Source organism: Mesorhizobium sp. C416B, from assembly GCF_030323165.1.
Lineage (GTDB): Bacteria > Pseudomonadota > Alphaproteobacteria > Rhizobiales > Rhizobiaceae > Mesorhizobium.
This window is the reverse complement of the sequence record NZ_CP100471.1, coordinates 82,105-101,519: the sequence shown is the minus strand read 5'-3', so window position 1 is coordinate 101,519 and position 19,415 is coordinate 82,105. Positions and strand designations below refer to the sequence as shown.

Annotated in this window: 16 protein-coding genes and 1 pseudogene; 7 read left to right on the top strand and 10 right to left on the bottom strand. The window is 62.4% G+C overall.

What is annotated here, in order from left to right; genetic code table 11:
- The first annotated feature begins 160 nt into the window (after positions 1-160).
- The gene (locus NLY43_RS00555; RefSeq protein WP_031215728.1) at positions 161-1,441 is read left to right on the top strand and encodes an outer membrane protein; all 1,281 of its coding nucleotides are present in this window, start codon (positions 161-163) and stop codon (positions 1,439-1,441) included.
- A gap of 389 nt (positions 1,442-1,830) precedes the next feature.
- Here NLY43_RS00555 and NLY43_RS00550 read toward each other — a convergent pair whose 3' ends face one another.
- The 6 genes and pseudogenes from NLY43_RS00550 to NLY43_RS00525 all read right to left on the bottom strand — a co-directional run bounded on the left by NLY43_RS00550 (position 1,831) and on the right by NLY43_RS00525 (position 5,832).
- Positions 1,831-2,298, bottom strand: a complete 468-nt coding sequence (locus NLY43_RS00550) for a DUF1203 domain-containing protein (RefSeq protein WP_023710545.1) — start codon at positions 2,296-2,298, stop codon at positions 1,831-1,833.
- A 116-nt stretch (positions 2,299-2,414) separates the two neighbouring features.
- A pseudogene (locus tag NLY43_RS00545) lies at positions 2,415-2,504 on the bottom strand (OmpA family protein); the annotation flags it as partial.
- A gap of 34 nt (positions 2,505-2,538) precedes the next feature.
- On the bottom strand, positions 2,539-3,102 hold the full coding sequence (locus NLY43_RS00540; protein ID WP_023688432.1) for a GNAT family N-acetyltransferase: 564 nt from the start codon (positions 3,100-3,102) through the stop codon (positions 2,539-2,541).
- Positions 3,103-3,107: 5 nt separating this feature from the next.
- Complete coding sequence (sseA, locus tag NLY43_RS00535; RefSeq protein ID WP_023710546.1) at positions 3,108-3,959, bottom strand: 3-mercaptopyruvate sulfurtransferase; 852 nt, start codon at positions 3,957-3,959, stop codon at positions 3,108-3,110.
- Positions 3,960-4,054: 95 nt separating this feature from the next.
- Complete coding sequence (locus NLY43_RS00530) at positions 4,055-4,798, bottom strand: alanyl-tRNA editing protein (RefSeq protein ID WP_023710547.1); 744 nt, start codon at positions 4,796-4,798, stop codon at positions 4,055-4,057.
- Complete coding sequence (locus NLY43_RS00525) at positions 4,798-5,832, bottom strand: cysteine synthase A (protein WP_023672785.1); 1,035 nt, start codon at positions 5,830-5,832, stop codon at positions 4,798-4,800. The genes NLY43_RS00530 and NLY43_RS00525 overlap by 1 nt, the downstream gene beginning before the upstream one ends.
- Positions 5,833-6,046: 214 nt before the next feature.
- On the opposite strand from NLY43_RS00525, the gene NLY43_RS00520 reads away from it, so the two are divergent.
- Together NLY43_RS00520 and NLY43_RS00515 are read left to right on the top strand one after the other, a co-directional pair.
- On the top strand, positions 6,047-6,868 hold the full coding sequence (locus tag NLY43_RS00520; RefSeq protein ID WP_023710548.1) for an SDR family oxidoreductase: 822 nt from the start codon (positions 6,047-6,049) through the stop codon (positions 6,866-6,868).
- A 70-nt stretch (positions 6,869-6,938) separates the two neighbouring features.
- The gene (locus NLY43_RS00515) at positions 6,939-7,919 is read left to right on the top strand and encodes an alpha/beta hydrolase (protein ID WP_023713249.1); all 981 of its coding nucleotides are present in this window, start codon (positions 6,939-6,941) and stop codon (positions 7,917-7,919) included.
- 94 nt (positions 7,920-8,013) lie between these two features.
- Here NLY43_RS00515 and NLY43_RS00510 read toward each other — a convergent pair whose 3' ends face one another.
- Positions 8,014-9,450, bottom strand: coding sequence for a DEAD/DEAH box helicase (locus NLY43_RS00510; protein ID WP_023672782.1), 1,437 nt, complete (start codon positions 9,448-9,450; stop codon positions 8,014-8,016).
- A 407-nt stretch (positions 9,451-9,857) separates the two neighbouring features.
- On the opposite strand from NLY43_RS00510, the gene NLY43_RS00505 reads away from it, so the two are divergent.
- Both NLY43_RS00505 and NLY43_RS00500 read left to right on the top strand, forming a co-directional pair.
- Positions 9,858-11,390, top strand: coding sequence for an acyl-CoA carboxylase subunit beta (locus tag NLY43_RS00505; RefSeq protein ID WP_013531455.1), 1,533 nt, complete (start codon positions 9,858-9,860; stop codon positions 11,388-11,390).
- A gap of 153 nt (positions 11,391-11,543) precedes the next feature.
- The gene (locus NLY43_RS00500) at positions 11,544-12,467 is read left to right on the top strand and encodes a M48 family metallopeptidase (protein ID WP_198025444.1); all 924 of its coding nucleotides are present in this window, start codon (positions 11,544-11,546) and stop codon (positions 12,465-12,467) included.
- 25 nt (positions 12,468-12,492) lie between these two features.
- Here the strand turns inward: NLY43_RS00500 and NLY43_RS00495 are convergent, their stop codons facing one another.
- Both NLY43_RS00495 and NLY43_RS00490 read right to left on the bottom strand, forming a co-directional pair.
- Entirely contained in the window at positions 12,493-14,493 is a 2,001-nt protein-coding gene (locus tag NLY43_RS00495; RefSeq protein WP_023710551.1) for a hypothetical protein, read from the bottom strand.
- Positions 14,490-16,043 (bottom strand): bifunctional ADP-dependent NAD(P)H-hydrate dehydratase/NAD(P)H-hydrate epimerase, encoded by a 1,554-nt coding sequence (locus tag NLY43_RS00490; RefSeq protein WP_023710552.1) that lies wholly within the window; start codon positions 16,041-16,043, stop codon positions 14,490-14,492. The genes NLY43_RS00495 and NLY43_RS00490 overlap by 4 nt, the downstream gene beginning before the upstream one ends.
- Before the next feature lie 377 nt (positions 16,044-16,420).
- Here NLY43_RS00490 and NLY43_RS00485 point away from each other — a divergent pair, with 377 nt between their 5' ends.
- Both NLY43_RS00485 and glnA read left to right on the top strand, forming a co-directional pair.
- On the top strand, positions 16,421-16,759 hold the full coding sequence (locus tag NLY43_RS00485) for a P-II family nitrogen regulator (RefSeq protein WP_006205430.1): 339 nt from the start codon (positions 16,421-16,423) through the stop codon (positions 16,757-16,759).
- Positions 16,760-16,817: 58 nt separating this feature from the next.
- Positions 16,818-18,227, top strand: coding sequence for a type I glutamate--ammonia ligase (gene glnA / locus NLY43_RS00480; RefSeq protein WP_023672775.1), 1,410 nt, complete (start codon positions 16,818-16,820; stop codon positions 18,225-18,227).
- A 137-nt stretch (positions 18,228-18,364) separates the two neighbouring features.
- Here the strand turns inward: glnA and NLY43_RS00475 are convergent, their stop codons facing one another.
- Positions 18,365-19,405: a glutamine synthetase beta-grasp domain-containing protein gene (locus NLY43_RS00475; protein WP_023691256.1), complete on the bottom strand. Its 1,041-nt coding sequence runs from the start codon at positions 19,403-19,405 to the stop codon at positions 18,365-18,367.
- Positions 19,406-19,415: the final 10 nt, after the last annotated feature.

Genomic DNA, 19,415 nt, shown 5'->3' with positions numbered 1-19,415 from the left:
GGTTTTTCTTGGCTACCAAGACCGCAAAACGCCCGCTCCAGGGCAAGGCGCAGCCCTCACGACAGCACTTTTGCCTATCGATGTGGCATTTTTGTCATTCCAATATTAGCGAGCAGCCTGTTAGAACACGGACGGGTTTGTTCTATGCTAAGGGGCTAAAATGTTCATTTCTGCTAAATCCGTTCTTCTCGGCGCCGTTTCGGCAATGGCTTTGATATCGGTAGCGCATGCCGCCGATGTTGTGCAGCCGGTGGAAGAACCTGCCGGCTTCAACTGGAGCGGCGCCTATGTCGGCATCGGCGGCGGCTTCGGCGCCACCGTGCACCGCATCAGCGTCGACCCGGTGATCGACTTCAACGGCATCGGCGGCAACGGCGTGTTTGGCGAAATCACCGCCGGCTACGACTACATGGTCTCTGAACGCTTCCTGCTCGGCGGCTTCATCGACGCCAACATCGGGAATATCGGTCCGTCGATCAGCCTTCCGGGCGCTGATATCGACCTGACGAACGCTTATGGCTTCGACGTCGGCTTGCGCGCCGGCTATCTCTTGAACCCCGATACGCTCGGCTATGTGCTCGGCGGCTACACCTGGAATCATTTCAAGCTGGAAGGGTCCGGAGGTTTGGACGGGCTTGAGTTTACCGAGGATCGTGGCGGCTATGTTCTCGGCGTCGGCATGGAAACCGTGCTGCGCGGCAACTGGACGATTAAGACCGAGTACCGCTACGCCAACTATGGCGACGACTCGGTGGCTGACCTCGGCATTATCGGCGGCCCGGGAACCTCTCTGGATGTCGAGCCGTCCAGCCACACCTTCCACATCGCGGCCAACTACCGCTTCGGCGCCCAGAATGGCGGCGGTGCCTCGTTTGCTGCCCCGACCTACAACTGGACCGGCTTCTATGTCGGCGGCGCGCTTGGTGCCGGCACCGTGGTGCATGACCTGACGCTCGCCAGCGCCCTCGAATTGGATGGCATCGGCGGCGAAGGCGTGTTCGGCGAGGCGAGCATCGGTTACGACCATGATTTCGGCGGCTGGGTCGCCGGCGTTCTGGTCGACGCCCGCTATTCCGGCATACGCTCGAAGCTGGACATTCCGGGTGGGTCGATCAAAGGCGATGCCGACTATGGCTTCGATGCCCTGGCCCGCATCGGCGCCAAGGTCAACGAATCGACGCTGGCCTATGTCCTCGGCGGTTACAGCTGGCAGCATTTCGACCTGCATGCCTCCTCGCCCGTTGGCGACATCATCGACTGGGGCTCGAGCGGCTTCTCGGTCGGCGGCGGCCTGGAAACGGCCGTTTCCAGCAACATGACGCTTGGTCTCGAATACCGCTATTCGCAGTATGAGAAAGAGGATTTCGGGTCGGGCGGCTTCCTCACCGACGAGCCTTCCTTCCAGACCGTTCGCCTCGGCGCGAAGTATAAATTCAACTAAAAAGCCGCTCCGGCAACGGTCGAAGCCCGTCGGTCAATTCCGGCGGGCTTTTTCTTTGCGCAAAATTCCTGACGTCGGAAGTGAACAGGCTGGCGGACAACAAAAAAGCGGAGCCAAAGCCCCGCTTCCTCGGTCGTCGAGATCCCCGCCGGTTCATCCGCGGTCGGCAATCCATCGACGCTGGTTTTTAGCGCGAGAATGCGACGGGAGTACGACAAGTCCCAACCGGCATCGGCGTGAGTCGCCATGCCGGCGACAATCGCGATGCTGTGTGAAGTGCTTCACATCCGCCATTCGAAAAGCATGCGCAGACAGAGCTGCCAACTTGACGGATCGAGCCGTCACACGGTTCCCAACTGCCCGCCTGACCACCGGCGGGCATCTTTTTGTCAGAAACGCTCGATGCGGCACTGATAACAATTGTTGCGCGCCGAGCGGACGTGGACATAGGCGATGTCAGCGCGCTCAAACAGCGTCTCTGCCCGCGCCGCAATGCCGCCAGCCGGAATGACGCCGCCGCTGCCATAGACGATGCGGTCATCCGCACCATAGCCGCGCACGATATAGTCGCTGCTCTCAAGCATCTCTGGAAGCGCTTCCGTCTCGGCTGCGCGTTCGCATTCCTGCGCATGCAGGAAGATCGGCCCTGTCTCGGCGTAAGGCTGCAACGCCGGAAACGGCCGGTAGGCCAGGATCAGATAGCCATCGCCTTCGGCGACGTTTCTCAGGCAATGCCGGCACGGCACGCCGTCGCCATCGGAAACCTTCCGCTCAGGCGTTTGGCCATAGGCGTCCGCCCCGCCGCGCTGCAGCGCTCTCACATCTTCAGTCGGCAAGGCTTTGAAGTGAACGGTCATGGCTGAATCTCCGGTGTCGTTGACCGGAAAATATGCCGTCACATAGCTGCTTCCCACCCGATTCCTGCCAAGGCTGCCGGCCATTTCAAGCCGGACTGCTCAGAACCCTGGCATGATCAGTGGATGAAATCGTCGAAGCGGCGCAGCGTCACCCGGCGATTGCGCCACTTCTCGTCCTGGGTCCGCACGAGCAGGAATTGCTCGCCATGAACGGTCGGTTCAGCCTTTAGTCGGAGAAAGTTACGGCCGCATGACGCTGGCCGAACGCTCGGCGAACGGCAGCGGATGCACGGTCTCCTTCTTTTGCGCCACCGGTGCAAAACCGAGCTTCTGGTAGAGCGGCAAGGCAGCCGGATGGTCGAGCGTGCAAGTCTGCACCGTTACCCGTTTCGGTCCATACGACCATGCTGCGGCGATCGCCGCACCGAGGAACCAACGGCCGATGCCTTGCCCGGTCGCATGTTCCATCATGCCGAAATAAGCGAGTTCGACTTCCTCTGGCAAATGCGGCTTGAGGTCGAAGAACCCGGCCGGCGCGCCGTCGAGATAAAGCACCCTGATGTCGCGGTCCTCGCGGTGGATGCCGGCGGCAAGCTCGTCATCGTCCAGCCTCAGCACATTAACCCAATGCCATTTGCGCCCGACCCGATCCATCAGATAACGGTAGAAATGCAGCGGAATGTCCTTGGTCCTGAGCAGCGCAATCTGCCTGTTGTAGGGCAAGGGCGGCGAATAGGCCGGCGGCACATGCATTTCCAGAAACGTGACGGTGACCTCGATGTCGTCCAGCGCGCCGTTTTCCATCGCCATCATCCCTTGCCCGTCACCACGGGCGTGTCTGCCAGCCCGCCCCATTCCGTCCATGAGCCGTCATAGAGTCGGTTGTCGGTGTGACTGAGCGTCTCCAGCGCCAGAGTGACCACAGCCGCCGTGATGCCGGAACCGCAAGAGGTGACGACCGGTTTCGACAGATCGATACCGGCATCCTCAACGGCCTTGCGCAACTGGTCCTTCGACAACAGCGCGCCATCCTGTGACAGCGCCGAATAAGGCAAATTGTGCGCGCCGGGCATGTGGCCGGAGCGAACACCCGCGCGGGGCTCTGGCTCGGCGCCGGTGAAGCGGCCCGCGCCTCGGGCGTCCGCAATCTGGCTCTCGCCAGTCTCGACGATGCGGCGCATGTCGGCAAGGCTGGCGACGCGAGCGGCATCGAAATCGGCATGAAACACATTCGGCGCGATCTTGGTCGGCTCCGCCGTCACCGGCCGGCCCGCCGCCTTCCAGCGGTCGAAGCCGCCGTCGAGCACATAGACCTGGAACACGCCCATGACGCGGAACATCCACCAGGCGCGCGGCGCCGAGAAGAAACCCGGACCGTCATAGACGACAATGGTGTCGTCGGCCGAAATTCCCATGGCGCCTACATATTGCGCGAAATGCTGTGGCGAGGGCAGCGTGTGCGGCAGCTTGGCATCAGGATCGGAGGCCGCATCATGATCGAAGAATCGCGCGCCCGGAATATGCGCAGCCTCATACTCGGCGCGCGCATCGCGCTTCTGCGCCGGCAGATACCAGGATGCATCGACGATCGTCAGGCCGGGCTCGCCAAGACGGCTCTGCAACCAGTCCGCATCGACGGTGAAAGGGCTGTCATCGGCCATTGTTCTTCTCCTGCTCCGCCTTGGCGAGGCATTGCTTCCTGTTGACCATGATCGTCCCCGAAAACCGGCTTGCACTTTTCGGGATCATGGTTCGTTCAAGCTACCGGCGGCGGTCCGAAGCGAATGCGAAAACGCCGGTTTTCGCGGCCCTTCTTCTCGATCTTGCCGATATGGATTTCACCGACTTCGCCGGTGCTTTTGACATGGGTGCCGCCGCAGGGCTGGCTGTCGATCGAAGCGTTGTCGCCGATGCAGACCAGGCGGATCTTGCCGGTGCCGGCGGGCGGCCGGACATTCTTGGATTTCACCATGCCAGGATTGGCTGCCAGTTCCTCGTCGGTGATCAGCCTGATGAAGATCGGATGATCGGCTCGCACCAGTTCCATCAGCCCGGCGGTGACGTCTTCCCTGGTGAAGCCGGCATCGGGAGCGTCGAAGTCGACGCGGCTGTCATCTTCGGAAACCGCAGCACCGGTAATCGGAAACGGACAGACGACGGTGAGCAAATGGCAAGCTGCGTGCATGCGCATCAGGAGATGCCGCCGCTCCCAGTCGATGGCGAGTTTCACCCGCTCACCGACCTCGGGTGCCGGCTGCTCCGGCGCCGGCACATGGATGATCTCGTCCTTGGTCTCGCCGGTGATGGTGGCGGCAATGGCGATGCGGCTGCCGTCGGCGCGCTCTAATGTTCCGGTATCGCCAGGCTGGCCGCCCGATGTGGCATAGAAGATGGTCCGGTCGAGAATGATGCCGCCGCGCTCGTTGATGGCGACAACAGTGGCGTCAGCCGCTCTGAGATAGGCGTCGTCGCGAAACAGCGCTTCTGTTCTGTGCGCCATCAGGCGACCTTCTCATACGGCACCGGAATTGTGCTGCGCTCATCCATCCAGCCCGGCACCGGCAGGTTCTTCTCGCGCAGGAATTCCGGGTTGAACAGCTTCGACTGGTAGCGCGTGCCATAGTCGGCAAGGATGGTCACGATGGTGTGGCCGGGGCCAAGCTCGCGCGCCAGCCGTATCGCGCCGGCAATGTTGATGCCGGTCGAACCGCCGACGCACAGGCCTTCTTCCTGGATCAGGTCGAAGACGATCGGCAGCGCTTCCTCGTCCGGCACCTGGAACGAGAAGTCCGGCGTGAACCCATCGAGATTTGCCGTGATGCGCCCTTGCCCTATCCCTTCGGTGATCGAGCTGCCGTCGGACTTCAATTCGCCACTCGTGTAGAAGGAATAGAGCGCCGCACCTAGCGGATCGGCGAGCGCGATCTTGACGTTGCTGCTCCTGGCCTTCAGCCCGAAGGCGACGCCGGCCAGCGTTCCGCCCGAACCCACCGCCGAGACGAAACCGTCGACCTTGCCGCCGGTCTGCGTCCAGATTTCTTCCGCCGTGGTGCGGATATGGCCGTCGCGATTGGCAACGTTGTCGAACTGGTTGGCCCAGATCGCGCCGTTCGGCTCCGACCTCGCCATCTGCTCGGCTAGCCGCCCCGACAGTTTCACGTAGTTGTTGGGGTTCTTGTAAGGCACCGCCGGCACTTCGATCAGCTCGGCGCCAAGCAGCTTGATCGTGTCCTTCTTTTCCTGGCTCTGGGTGTCGGGAATGACGATCACTGTGCGATAGCCCAGCGCCTTGGCAACCAGCGTCAGGCCGATGCCGGTATTGCCGGCCGTGCCTTCGACGATGACCCCGCCCGGCTTCAACAGCCCGCGCTGTTCGGCGTCGCGGATGATGAACAGGCCTGCGCGATCCTTGACCGACTGGCCGGGGTTCATGAACTCGGCCTTGCCCAGGATCTCGCAGCCGGTCTGCTCCGAGGCCTTGTTGAGGCGGATCAGGGGCGTGTTGCCGATCGCTTCGATCACAGAACGGGGCATCCGGGATTCCTTATGTAGCTGCGGCGAGACCCTAGAAACCCGAAGCGTGCGTTTCAAGGCAAGAATTCGCCTGGTCCAGTCGCATTTCGGGCACTGCAATCTCCCGCGGCCGCACAAAGCGCGATGACTATCATTTCGGCCAGTACGGAAAAGCGCTCTTTTCATTCGATTTTTTCACCGCTAGAGCACTAATGACAGATCGGCAGGGCGCAGAATGACACTTTACCGGGCCAACCCGAAGCACGGCGTCGCCTGGATAACCGGCGGCAGCAGCGGCATCGGCCGTGCGCTGGCCAAAGACCTCGCGTCAAAGGGCTTTGTCGTCGCGGTCACCGCACTCGACGGCGACCCACTCGACGCGCTCATCGTCGAGACGGCGCAGATGCCGGGACGTGTCGCCGCCTACCCTTGCGACGTCACCGATGAGCCGCGCATGGCAAGCACGGTGGCGGCGATTGAAAAGGAGCTCGGGCCGATCGTGCTCGCCGTCTTTAACGCCGGCAACTACATCGCCACGCCCGGCGAAGACCTCAGGGTCCGCGACTTTCGCCAGACCTTCGAGGTCAACTATTTCGGTATCATCAATGGCCTCGTCCCGCTCATGGAGCGCATGCGCATCCGTGCGCGCGGCCATATCGTGCTTGTCGGATCGGTTACCGCCTATTTCGGCTGGCCGACCACGGCGGCCTATGGCGGCTCGAAGGCGGCGATCAACATCCTGGCCGAGTCGCTGAAATACGATTTCGACAAGATGAATGTCCGGATCCAGGTGATGAATCCGGGCTTCATCGACACGCCGCTGACCGAAAAGAACATGCTGCCAATGCCGGGACTGATGCCGGTCAACCGCGCCTCGCGCCGCATGCTGCGCGGCATCGAGCATGGCGGCTTTGAGGTTACCTTCCCTCACCGGCTGAGCTGGGGGCTGAAGCTGCTGGCACTGCTGCCAAGGCCAGTCTGCCGGTGGTTCATCAGCACGGCGACCCGCTGGACAGGGCGGCCGCTGAATTTCGACCGCAAGCCGCCGAACGAATAGCTGTCCACAGCCCGGCTGTTGCCTGACTGCACCGGCCGCCATAGGCTTTAGAATTGTTGTGGTGTCTGAGATGGGGCGACGGATCGTGCTTGCGGTGCTGGGCGTCGTCATCATCCTTGTCCTGGCCCTCCTGCTTGGTCCGCGCGTTCCCGTCGACACAACAATCAGCTTCGACCCCAAGGTGATCGGCGACGATCCGCAAGCGTATATCGCGCGTGAAGAGGCTACCGTGCCCAACGTCCGCGACGCGCTCGAGAAAGAAATCATCTGGGCCGATCCGATGGTTCACGCCAAGACGCCATTGGCGATCGTCTATATCCATGGCTTTTCGGCATCGAAGGGCGAGGTTCGCCCGCTGGCCGACGAGGTCGCCGACCAACTCGACGCCAACCTTTTCTACACCCGCCTCACCGGTCATGGTCAGGACGGCGCTGCTATGGCGCAAGGCAGCGTCAATGCCTGGATCAACGACTATGAGGAGGCGCTCGCCATCGGCCGGGCCATCGGCGACAAGGTGATCGTCATCGGCACCTCGACCGGTGGATCGCTGGCGGCATGGGCGGCGACTGAGCCTGGCGCATCGGACGGCGTCGCTGCAATCGCATTCATCTCGCCGAATTTCGGCGTCAGGGCTGCAGGCGCCGAGCTGCTGACCATGCCCTGGGGCAGGCAGATCGCCGAGTTCGTCGGCGGCAAGGAGCGCAGCTTTCCGACCCGCAACGCGCTGCACGAGAAACTCTGGACGCACACATATCCAATGGCAGCCGTGCTACCGATGGCGGCGCTGACCAACCTTGCCTACGCAGCGCCTGTGGAGAAGGCAACCATACCGGCGCTGTTCATCTTCTCGGATTCCGACAAGGTGGTGCGCCAGGATCGCACCCGCGAAATCGCCGGCCGCTGGGGCGCACCGCATGAACTGGTGCCCGTCGACGACAATGGCGATCCCGACAACCACGTCATTGCCGGCGACGCGCTGTCGCCCTCGACCACGGCATTCCTGGCGCAGCGGATCGTCGTGTGGGTTCAGGCAATTGCCGGGCAGCCCTAAACGAAAAAGGACGGCCGAAGCATTGCCCCGGCCGTCCTCATATTCAATCGTCAGCAATCAAGCCAGGCTCGACGAGCCTGACCGGTTCGTCTGATCAGGCAGCCCGCGCCGCGGGCCGCTTGCCGCCGAAGCGGCGCTTGTTGTTGCCCTTGAAGGCCTTGGCGCCTTCCGGCTTGCGCTCGCTTGCACCCGCAAAGGCCGGCTTGTCACCAAAACGCTTCTTGGCGAAGCCGTTGTTCTGGCCACCGGGCCGCCTGCCGTCGCGACGGCCATTGCGGTCGTTGCGATCATTGGCGGGCTCGAAGCGCTCGTTCTTTTCGGCCGGATTGCGCACCGGATCCGGGCTGCCGAGATGGTCGGCAACGATCGGCAGCTTGCTGCGGATGATGCGCTCGACCTGACGCAGCTTGCTGTTTTCGGAAGGATCGCAAAGCGTGATGGCGATGCCGTCCATGCCGTTACGGCCGGTACGGCCGATGCGGTGGACATAGCTTTCGGCCTCATCCGGCAGGTCGAAATTCACCACATGGCTGATGCCGGGGACGTCGATGCCGCGCGCCGCGATATCGGTCGCCACGAGAATGCGCACCGAGCCCTCGCGGAAATCGTTGAGCGCCTTCTGGCGGGCGTTCTGCGACTTGTTGCCGTGGATGACGGCGGCCTTGAAGCCGTCGCGTTCGAGGTCCTTGGTCACCCGGTCGGCGCCATGTTTGGTGCGCGAGAAGATGATGACGGACTTCATCGCTTCGTCGGCGAGCATCGTCGACAGCACCTGGCGCTTCTGCTTGGTGCGGGCAAAGACAACGCCCTGCACGATTTCGGCAGCAGCGGTGCTCTGCGGCGCGACTTCGACGCGGATCGGGTTCTTCAACAGGCCCTTCGCCAGTTCGGCGATTTCATTGGGCATGGTGGCCGAGAACAGCACCGTCTGACGGTCGGGCGCGGTCGCCTTGGCGATCCGCTTGACGTCGTTGATGAAGCCCATGTCGAGCATGCGGTCGCCCTCGTCGAGCACCAGCCATTTGGTGTCGGAGAGGATGAGGTCGCCCTCGCGCACCAGGTCGGTCAGGCGGCCGGGCGTGGCGATCAGGATGTCGACGCCGGGCGCAACCTTCTTCACCTGGCTGAAGCGCGAGACGCCGCCAAGCACGAGAGCGGTTGAGACATGCGCGCCCTTGGCGAGGATCTTGATGGTGTCCTCGATCTGGACGGCGAGTTCGCGCGTCGGCGCCAGGATCAGCGCACGGGTGGTCTTGGCCCGGCGCTTGGTGCCGAGCGCGATGATCTTCGACAGGATCGGCAGCGCGAAGGCCGCGGTCTTGCCGGAGCCGGTCTGGGCGATGCCGAAGATATCACGGCCTTCCATCTGCGGCGGGATCGCCTGCGTCTGGATCGGCTTCGGCTCGGTGAAGCCGGCGCCATGCGTCGCCTTGAGCAGCGCGCCGGTGATCCCAAGAGCTGCGAAACCGGTAAGGTCCGCAGTGGTGCCGGTCGAGATTGCGTTACCGGCTGAGGTGTTTTCGTTGGTCAAAATAGTCTTCTTTCACGCGGTCTTGGCCGCAAACATCGATGGCGGCAGGGCGCAACCTGCCGTCGAAAAATTTGATATGAAACGACAAGGCGGGCGGACGGTAACGTCCACTCGGCTGCGCTGTCGTGCCCGCAGGCGTCATGCCACGGGGCTCTTTCGCCACTTCGTGATGTATCGGAAAGAGAGGCCGATATACCGGAAAGAGGGAAAACAGACGCAACCAGTCTCATTTGTCGAGAAGGCCGGAATCTCCGGCCCAAGCGCCTATGGGCTGCATATGGCTGAGTTCGCTCCGGAATGCAAGGGGCCACATGTTGCAGCGCAATAATCGAGGCCGAAAGCGGCGCTTGCACACGCCTGCAGGCATCATTACCACAAATGCAGCTGCCATTTCTGGAGACCGAGCGATGAAGGACGTGCTGAAGGAACTCGAGCGCCGCCGCGAGATCGCCCGCATGGGTGGCGGCCAGGCCCGCATCGACGCCCAGCACAAGAAGGGCAAGCTGACGGCGCGCGAACGTATCGAGGTCTTTCTCGACGAAGGCTCGTTCGAGGAGTTCGACATGTATGTCGAGCATCGCTCGACCGACTTCGGCATGGAGAAAACCAAGATCGCCGGCGATGGTGTCGTCACCGGCTGGGGCACCGTCAATGGCCGTCCGGTCTATCTCTTCGCCAAGGACTTTACCGTCTTCGGCGGCTCGCTGTCGGAGGCGCACGCCGAAAAGGTCATCAAGGTGCAGGAGATGGCGCTGCGTAATCGCGCGCCGATCATCGGCCTCTACGACGCCGGCGGCGCCCGCATCCAGGAAGGCGTGGCGGCGCTTGGCGGCTATGCCGAGATCTTTCAGCGCAATGTGCTGGCCTCCGGCGTCATTCCGCAGATTTCCGTGATCATGGGCCCTTGCGCCGGCGGCGACGTCTATTCGCCGGCGATGACCGACTTCATCTTCATGGTCCGCGACACCTCTTACATGTTCGTCACCGGGCCGGATGTGGTGAAGACCGTCACCAACGAGACGGTGACCGCCGAGAGCCTTGGCGGCGCGTCCGTCCACACGACGAAATCCTCGATCGCCGATGGCGCCTACGACAATGACGTCGAGGCGCTGTTGCAGATGCGCCGGCTGGTCGATCTGCTGCCGGCGTCCAACACGTCGGAGCTTCCTGAGATCGAGTGCTACCAGTCGGTCACCGACCATGATCTGTCGCTCGACCGGCTGATCCCGGACAACGCCAACAAGCCTTATGATATCAAGGAGTTGATCCTCAAAGTTGCCGACGAAGGCGACTTCTTCGAAATCCAGCAGAACTTCGCCAAGAACATCGTCACCGGTTTTGGCCGCGTCGAGGGCCGTACCGTCGGCTTCGTCGCCAACCAGCCGATGGTGCTGGCCGGCGTGCTCGATTCCGACGCAAGCCGCAAGGCGGCGCGCTTCGTGCGCTTCTGCGACTGTTTTTCCATTCCCATCGTCACCTTCGTCGACGTCCCCGGCTTCCTGCCCGGCACCGCGCAGGAATATGGCGGCCTGATCAAGCATGGCGCGAAACTCCTGTTTGCCTACGCCGAGGCGACCGTGCCGAAAATCACGGTCATCACCCGCAAAGCCTATGGCGGCGCCTATGACGTGATGGCCTCAAAACATCTGCGCGGCGATATGAACTATGCCTGGCCGACGGCGCAGATCGCGGTGATGGGGGCGAGAGGCGCGGTCGAGATCATCTACCGCAAGGATATTGGCGACGCCGAAAAGATCGCAGCTCACACAAAGGCTTACGAGGACCGTTTCCTGTCGCCCTTCGTCGCCGCCGAACGCGGCTATGTCGACGAGGTGATCATGCCGCATTCGACCCGCCGCCGCATTGCCCGGGCACTGCGCATGCTGCGCAACAAGGACATGCAGAACCCTTGGAAGAAGCACGACAACATCCCGTTGTAACATCCAATGTCGCGACTGATCATCAGCGCCGGTCGGCGGTTTGGCAGGTTCACGGTCCTGTTTTTCGTTGTTCCCGCCCTCGTCATCTTCTGCGTCTGGATGTCCCTGCTCGACAACCATCCGATCTGGTTTATCGCCAGCGGCTTTGTCGTCATGCCGATCGCCACCACGGCCTTGGCATTTCTGTTCGGCACATTGTTTGCGGGCTTCCGACGCAGCAAGATCAAAGGCGTCAGTGAAGCAGAAGCGCCCGGCCTGTGGGCGCTGTGGCGGAGCGTCGCCGGACCGCGCCGTGCTGCGCGCACGGTTGTCATACTAGAGGGCAACCTGAACGCCAGCGTGCGCGAAGAGCGCACGCTTCTCGGCCTTCTCGGCAATCGGCTGTTTCTAACCATTGGCATCCCTCTCCTCGCAGTGACCGACGAAAGAGCGCTTGCCGCGATCCTTGCCCATGAGGACGCGCATGTGCGCAACAAGGATACCAATGGCAGCCTCAATCTCGCTGAGTTCGAAAACGGTTTCGGATTTGTCTTCGAGTATGCCCCGCCCGGAACCACGATCACAGGCAGCCTGCTCCACGCCGCTATCGGCTGGCTGTCGCAATCGTTCGAGCGGGAAGAAATCCGGCTTTCGCGCGAAGCGGAGATCAAGGCAGATCGACACGCGGCATCCTCCGGCGACGCCGAGCACGCCGCACGCGCGCTGTTGCTTCTTGCCACGGCAGACGTGCATTTCGCGGAGACGGTCTATGACCCTTTGCAGCATGAATTGCGAGGTGCTTTGCGTCCGCCGCGACCGCCGCTCGAGCGCATGCTGGAAGCTGCCGGCCAGCTGCGAGAACCCATTTGCCTCAATGTTTGCGCCCGCAAGGCGTGGGCAAGCCCGGATGACGCAAAGTCCACCCATCCATCATGGGCTCAACGGCTGGCGGCGCTTGGCTACACGGAGCCGCCCGACCTGGACCCGATCGCCGTGACCGCGCTCTCGACGCTGCTGAACTCGAGCGTAGCACAGCGCCACATTTCGGAATTCGACACCAAATGGACTGCGCGGATGGAAGACTATCTCCAGCGCTGAACTGGTGGTCGCCCAACTCGCAGGCTCACTCCTCTTCCGCCGCCCCGAACCCCGCATCCCTGGGGGCGCTGGTCGCGCTCGCCCAAGGCGTTGCGTGGTTGTCGATGCGCATCTGGAAGATGAAATAGGTCGGCGAGCAGTAGCCGATGCCTTTCACCTTGGCGGCGCCCGGCGTGTCCGGCGGCAGCGACTGGCACATATAATCCTCGCGGCAGAAATGATCGGCCGAACATGCGGGACGGTTGCCGCGGTTGACCGCGCCGCCGAGGCACTGGTCGAAATTGTTGGTGGCGACGCAGGTGTCGAATTTCTTGCCGCCGACTATGCCGCAAATTTCCGATGGCATCGGCTTGCCCGTCTTGAATGCGGCGAAGCTGCGGTCCTTGTCGTCGCAGGCGCGATAAGCGATGCCTGCCGGTACGCCGATTTTCGGTGGCCGGCAGGTGTAGGCGGTCCGCGAAAAGGTCGGCGCAAAAGCAGCGAACTGGCCGGTGATCTTGTAGCGGTCGTTGAACGGCTGAGACGGGTTGCTGGCGATCGACCCGGTCAGGCAGGGATGGCCCGAAAACATCTTTGGACTGTCCGTGGGCAACAGACATTGCGCCAACGCGGTATGCACGCCTGAAGCCGTCGCGAGCGGCGTGCAGACGGTGCCGCCACCGCATTGCCAGGTCGCGCCGAAGCGTTTTGCATCATCCGGCATCAGGCACGGCATCGCGATCTCGGCCGGGGCGTAGTCGACATCGCCGGCATCGGTCCATGTCGCCGGCGGCGCGAAGGACAGCGGCCGGTAGCGGTTCGGCTCCTTGCCTTCTTCCGTCGCGCGCAGCCAGGCCTCACGTCGCGCAATCTCGGCATGGAGATGCGGCGAGATGCCGACCTCGATCCGGTTGAGAGGCGACGTCGTTTTGTCGTCGAGGCCGATGAAGTGAAAGCCGGCCGTCGAGCCTGCCTGGTGGCAGCCCTGGCAGGCGCCATTGTCCAGCCGCTCGACCAGCGCCTCCGGTGTCCGCACCAGCTTCAGCGCCGCATCGTCCAGGCCGGCGAAATCCGCTGGCTGGAACAGCGGCGTGAACGGATGGTTGGCCTGTCTCGCGCTGCCGAAGGTCGACCACGAAATGATTTTCTTCGCCAGGAATTCGTCGGGGATTTCGTAGACGCCGAGATCGACCGCCGCGACATTGGCGATGACGTAGTCGGCGAGCCTTTTCTTCAGTGCGGCATCATCCGAGAGCCGCGCAACGTCAGGCGTATTCTCCAGCGGCTTCTCGCTGATGGCAGCGCCATCGATACCGAAGATCCGCATGAGATAGGCCGCCTGCCCGCCGAATTCGGTCTCCTGTCCCGAGGGAAAGCGCACCACTTGCGCGTTGAGTTCGAGCTGTTTGAAAGTCAGTTCCTCCGGTGCCAGCGGCCCGCCGGCCAGCCAGCCGGCATCGACGTTTTCGTCGATCTGCGGTGTCCAGCGCCCGGCAACGCCGACGCAGCCGCCATCGGCATCCGGCGCCACGCTGTAGACGGCGTTGAAATTGAATGGCAGCCGCGATGCCAGAACCTTGCCGTTCTTGCGGAAACTGTAGGCCAGGCGATAGACAAAGCGCACCTCGCCACAGCTCTTGTCACCTTGCAGCGCGGTGAAGTCACGCCGGTCCAGCCGGTTGACGACGCCGACCAGGCGGAAGCGCGCGGCCTCGGTCTTCAGCCAGCGCATATCCATGACGCGGCCGACATTGCCGTCGGTCACCTCGTAGAGCGTGCGCCCGCCGGCCTTTATCTCGGCCCGCAGCGTGGCAATATCGGCCGCCACCATGTCGACAACAGCACGATAGGCCGGCGCCTCACTGTAGAGCGTCTTCAGATCGTCCGGGCCGTCGACGGCGAAAATGCGGGCGAAGCCAAAACCCTTGGCATCGAGGGCGGCGAGCACCGCCGGATCGTCGACGATGGTCACCGGCTGCTCAGCGCGCACGCCATGCGAGGCGAACAGCGCGATGATGGCTGCAATGGCGAGCGCGAAATGCTTCATCTGATCGCCACCTTCTGCCGTGCATCGACCAGTTCACGCAGCACCGGCACCAGGGCCAGCGGCAGATCCTCCGCGATCAGCCCCGGACCGAAGCGGCTGCCGGCCTCGGCATGGATCCAGACCGCTGCGCAGGCGGCCTCGAATGCCTGCATGCCCTGCGCCAGCAGCGCGGCGACAATGCCCGCCAGCACGTCGCCGGAACCGGCGGTGGCGAGCCATGGTGCACCATTGGCGTTGATCACCGCGCGGCCGTCCGGCGCCGCGATGACGGTGTCGGCGCCCTTGTAGACCATGATGGCGTTGGCTCGTTCAGCGGCTGCGCGCGCCTTGGCGAGTTTCGACTGCTTCTTGTCCTTCGCGATGTCGGGAAAAAGTCTGGCGAATTCGCCTTCATGCGGCGTCAGCACCAATACCGGCCCCAACGGGAGCAGCGCGGCGTCGAACAGGGCCTGAGGCTGATGCGCCAATGACGTGATGGCGTCAGCATCCAAGACAATGGCAGGGCGCTGAATTCCGAATGAACTCGTCGACGTGCGGTTTAGGTCAGCGACCGTCGCGATCAATTGCAACGCGAAATCCCCCACTTTGGGTTTCGGCCCGAGCCCTGGTCCGAACACAAGTACTTCGGGGTGCCTCGCCGACAAAAATTCCTGCACTTCCTCCATCGAACCGGCCTCGCGCAGCATGATCGATGTCAGATGCGCGGCGTTTACCTGCATGGCATTTTCAGGCGAGAGCACGGTCACCGCCCCTGCCCCGGCTCTGGCTGCAGCCATCGCCGACAGCCGCGCCGCACCTGTCGCGCTCGGCCCGCCGGAAAAGACGCTGACGTGGCCGCGCTTATACTTATGTGTATCGACCGCCGTTTTCGGAAAACTGTATAGCCAAAAGTCAGGCGTGTTCTCGAACGTCTTGATCTTGAGCTCATCGACGATCGCATCCGGAATGCCGATATCGGCGATGATGATCTCACCGCAGAGGCTGCGCCCCGGCATCAGCAGATGGCCGGGCTTTTTCCGCACGAACGTCACCGTCACGTCGGCCTTGAAATAAGCGTTGCTCAAGCCGGTCTCGCCCGACACACCAGAAGGCAGATCGATTGACACCACAGGCACGCGCTCCGCCGCGGCCAATCCTGAGACGGCAGAGGCATGCAGGGATATCTTCTTCGACAATCCCGCACCATAGAGCGCGTCCACGACGACTTCACCCGGTTCCGGGTAGCAGTGTCCGATGTGCTCGACCGGCAGATTGCAGGCCTCGGAAGCTCGCGCCGCATCACTCCCGGGCTTCTGCTTGCCTTCGGCCCAGAGCGCCACATTCACACCGGCCTCGGCCAGCAACCGCGCTACAACATAGCCGTCGCCGCCATTGTTGCCGGGGCCGCACAGCACGTGGACACGGCTCGCCGCGGGATAGCGCGCCAGCACGACAGCAGCGACCGCCTCGCCGGCACGCTGCATCAGGCCATAGCCGTCGAGCGGACCGGCTGCGATTGCCAGCCGGTCGGCCTCGCCCATCTCGGCCGGCGACAGGACTTCATTGCTCATGGATTGCCGATCCGCATTTCGCTCGACTTCTGTTTCGGTCGAGCATTGTCCAGTTTCGGATTCGAAGCAAACGGCCAGGCGCTGCGTTGGCATGCGGCCAATCCTTTCGCAGACTGGCGCGCCGGATCCGCGCGGGCCTGCAAAATGCGCAATCTGCCTAATTATCGTGCAGACGCCCGAAGCGGCAATGTGTAGGCTTCGGGCAGCTTTGCCGCAGCCGAAGCAGAGGATGACGCGAATGTGCATCCCGGCGCGGCGCGGCATTGGAATTGCGCGAAACCGCTTCGCGTGGGCTGAAATTGGCACAGTTCGTGCTTGATGGAGGCGCAAGCGGGGCGCACAACCCGTTTTTTTTGGCAGTGGAGGCCACTTTTTACATGAAAAAGATCGAAGCGATCATCAAGCCGTTCAAGCTAGACGAAGTGAAGGAAGCGCTTCAGGAGGCCGGTCTGCAAGGCATTACCGTCACCGAGGCCAAGGGCTTTGGCCGCCAGAAAGGCCATACCGAACTCTATCGCGGCGCCGAATATGTCGTCGACTTCCTGCCCAAGGTGAAGATCGAAGTGGTGCTGGGCGACGACGCCGTCGAAGGCGCCATCGAAGCCATCCGCAAGGCGGCGCAGACCGGCCGCATCGGCGACGGCAAGATCTTCGTCTCCAACATCGAGGAGGTCGTTCGCATCCGTACCGGCGAAACGGGGATGGACGCCGTCTGAGCTTTCTGATTTCAGATTAACGTCTCCTCGAAACGTCATCACACAGGGAAGAAACGACATGACGACAGCCAAAGACATCATGAAGCAGATCAAGGACAACGACGTGAAATTCGTCGACCTGCGCTTCACCGATCCGAAGGGCAAGCTGCAGCACGTGACGATGGATGTCATCGAGGTCGAGGAAGACATGTTCGCCGACGGCGTCATGTTCGACGGCTCCTCGATCGCCGGCTGGAAGGCGATCAACGAGTCCGACATGGTGCTGATGCCCGATGCGGACACCGTCCACATGGATCCGTTCTTCGCCCAGTCGACCATGGTCATCCTGTGCGACATTCTCGATCCGGTCTCCGGCGAATCCTACAACCGCGATCCGCGCGGCACTGCAAAGAAGGCCGAGGCCTACATGAAGGCCGAAGGCATCGGCGACACCATCTATGTCGGCCCCGAAGCCGAATTCTTCGTCTTCGACGACGTCAAGTACAAGGCCGATCCCTACAACACCGGCTTCAAGCTGGACTCGACCGAACTGCCGTCCAACGACGACACCGATTACGAGACCGGCAATCTCGGCCACCGCCCGCGCGTCAAGGGCGGCTATTTCCCTGTGCCGCCGATCGACAGCGCGCAGGACATGCGCTCCGAAATGCTGACCGTGCTCGCCGAAATGGGCGTGCGCGTCGAAAAGCACCATCACGAGGTTGCCGCTGCCCAGCACGAGCTCGGCATCAAGTTCGACACGCTGGTCCGCAACGCCGACAAGATGCTGATCTACAAATATGTCGTGCACCAGGTCGCCAACGCCTATGGCAAGACGGCCACCTTCATGCCGAAGCCGATTTTCGGCGACAACGGCTCGGGCATGCACGTCCACCAGTCGATCTGGAAGAACGGCAAGCCGACCTTCGCCGGCAATGAATATGCCGGCCTGTCGGAGTCGTGCCTGTTCTACATCGGCGGCATCATCAAGCACGCGAAGGCGATCAACGCCTTCACCAACCCGCTGACCAACTCCTACAAGCGCCTTGTGCCTGGCTATGAAGCACCGGTTCTGCTCGCCTACTCCGCGCGCAACCGTTCGGCCTCCTGCCGCATTCCGTTCGGCTCGTCGCCGAAAGCCAAGCGCGTCGAGGTCCGCTTCCCCGATCCGGGCGCGAACCCCTACCTCGCTTTCGCCGCCATGCTGATGGCCGGCCTCGACGGCATCAAGAACAAGATCCACCCGGGACAGCCGATGGACAAGGATCTTTACGATCTGCCGCCGAAGGAACTGAAGAAGATTCCGACCGTCTGCGGTTCGCTGCGCGAAGCGCTGCAAAGCTTGGACAAGGACCGCGGCTTCCTGAAAGCCGGCGGCGTCTTCGACGACGACCAGATCGACAGCTATATCGAGCTCAAGATGGCCGAAGTGATGCGCTTCGAAATGACCCCGCATCCGGTCGAATACGACATGTACTATTCGGTCTGAACGATAAGCCTCAGCGACAAGGAAAAACCCCGGCGTCAGTTCAGACGCCGGGGTTTTTGTTTGACCAATAGCAGACCGTAGATGTGGTAGCAGCAGGCTACGGCGCAGGCTTATGAAGCCTGCGCCGCTATAGATGCTCAAGCAGCAGCCGAGACCTGCGCGCTGGTCGAAACCTCCGCGATGGTCTTCAGGATCTGCGAAGCGATCTGGTAGGGGTCGCCTTGCGAGTTCGGACGGCGGTCTTCCAGGTAACCCTTGTAGTCATTGTTGACGAAGGAATGCGGCACGCGGATCGAGGCGCCTCGGTCGGCGATGCCGTAGCTGAAGCGGTTCCACGGAGCGGTCTCATGCTTGCCGGTCAGGCGCTTGTCGTTGTCCGGGCCGTAGACGGCGATGTGGTCCATCAGGTTCTTGTCGAATTGAGCCATCAGCGCTTCGAAATAGGCCTTGCCGCCGACTTCGCGCATATAGGCGGTCGAGAAGTTGGCGTGCATGCCCGAGCCGTTCCAGTCGGTGTCGCCGAGCGGCTTGCAGTGATACTCGATGTCGATCTCGTACTTTTCGGTCAGGCGCTGCAAGAGATAGCGGGCCATCCACATCTGGTCGGCGGCCTTCTTGGAGCCTTTGCCGAAAATCTGGAATTCCCACTGGCCCTTGGCCACTTCGGCGTTGATGCCTTCATGGTTGATGCCTGCTGCGAGGCAAAGGTCGAGATGCTCCTCGACGATCTGGCGCGCGATCGGGCCGACATTCGAATAGCCGACGCCGGTGTAGTACGGGCCCTGCGGCGCCGGATAGCCGCTCTCGGGGAAGCCGAGCGGACGGCCGTCCTTGTAGAAGAAATACTCCTGCTCGAAGCCGAACCAGGCGCCCTCGTCGTCGAGGATGGTGGCGCGCTTGTTGGACACATGCGGCGTCACGCCATCTGGCATCATCACTTCGCACATCACCAGCACGCCATTGCTGCGGGCCGGGTCCGGGAATACGGCGACCGGCTTCAGCACGCAGTCGGAGCTGTGGCCTTCGGCCTGCTGCGTCGAAGAACCGTCGAAGCCCCACAGCGGCAGCTGCTCGAGCGTCGGGAACTCGGCGAACTCCTTGATCTGGGTCTTGCCGCGAAGATTGGGGACCGGCGTGTAACCATCGAGCCAGATATACTCGAGCTTGTATTTCGTCATTCTAGAGCCT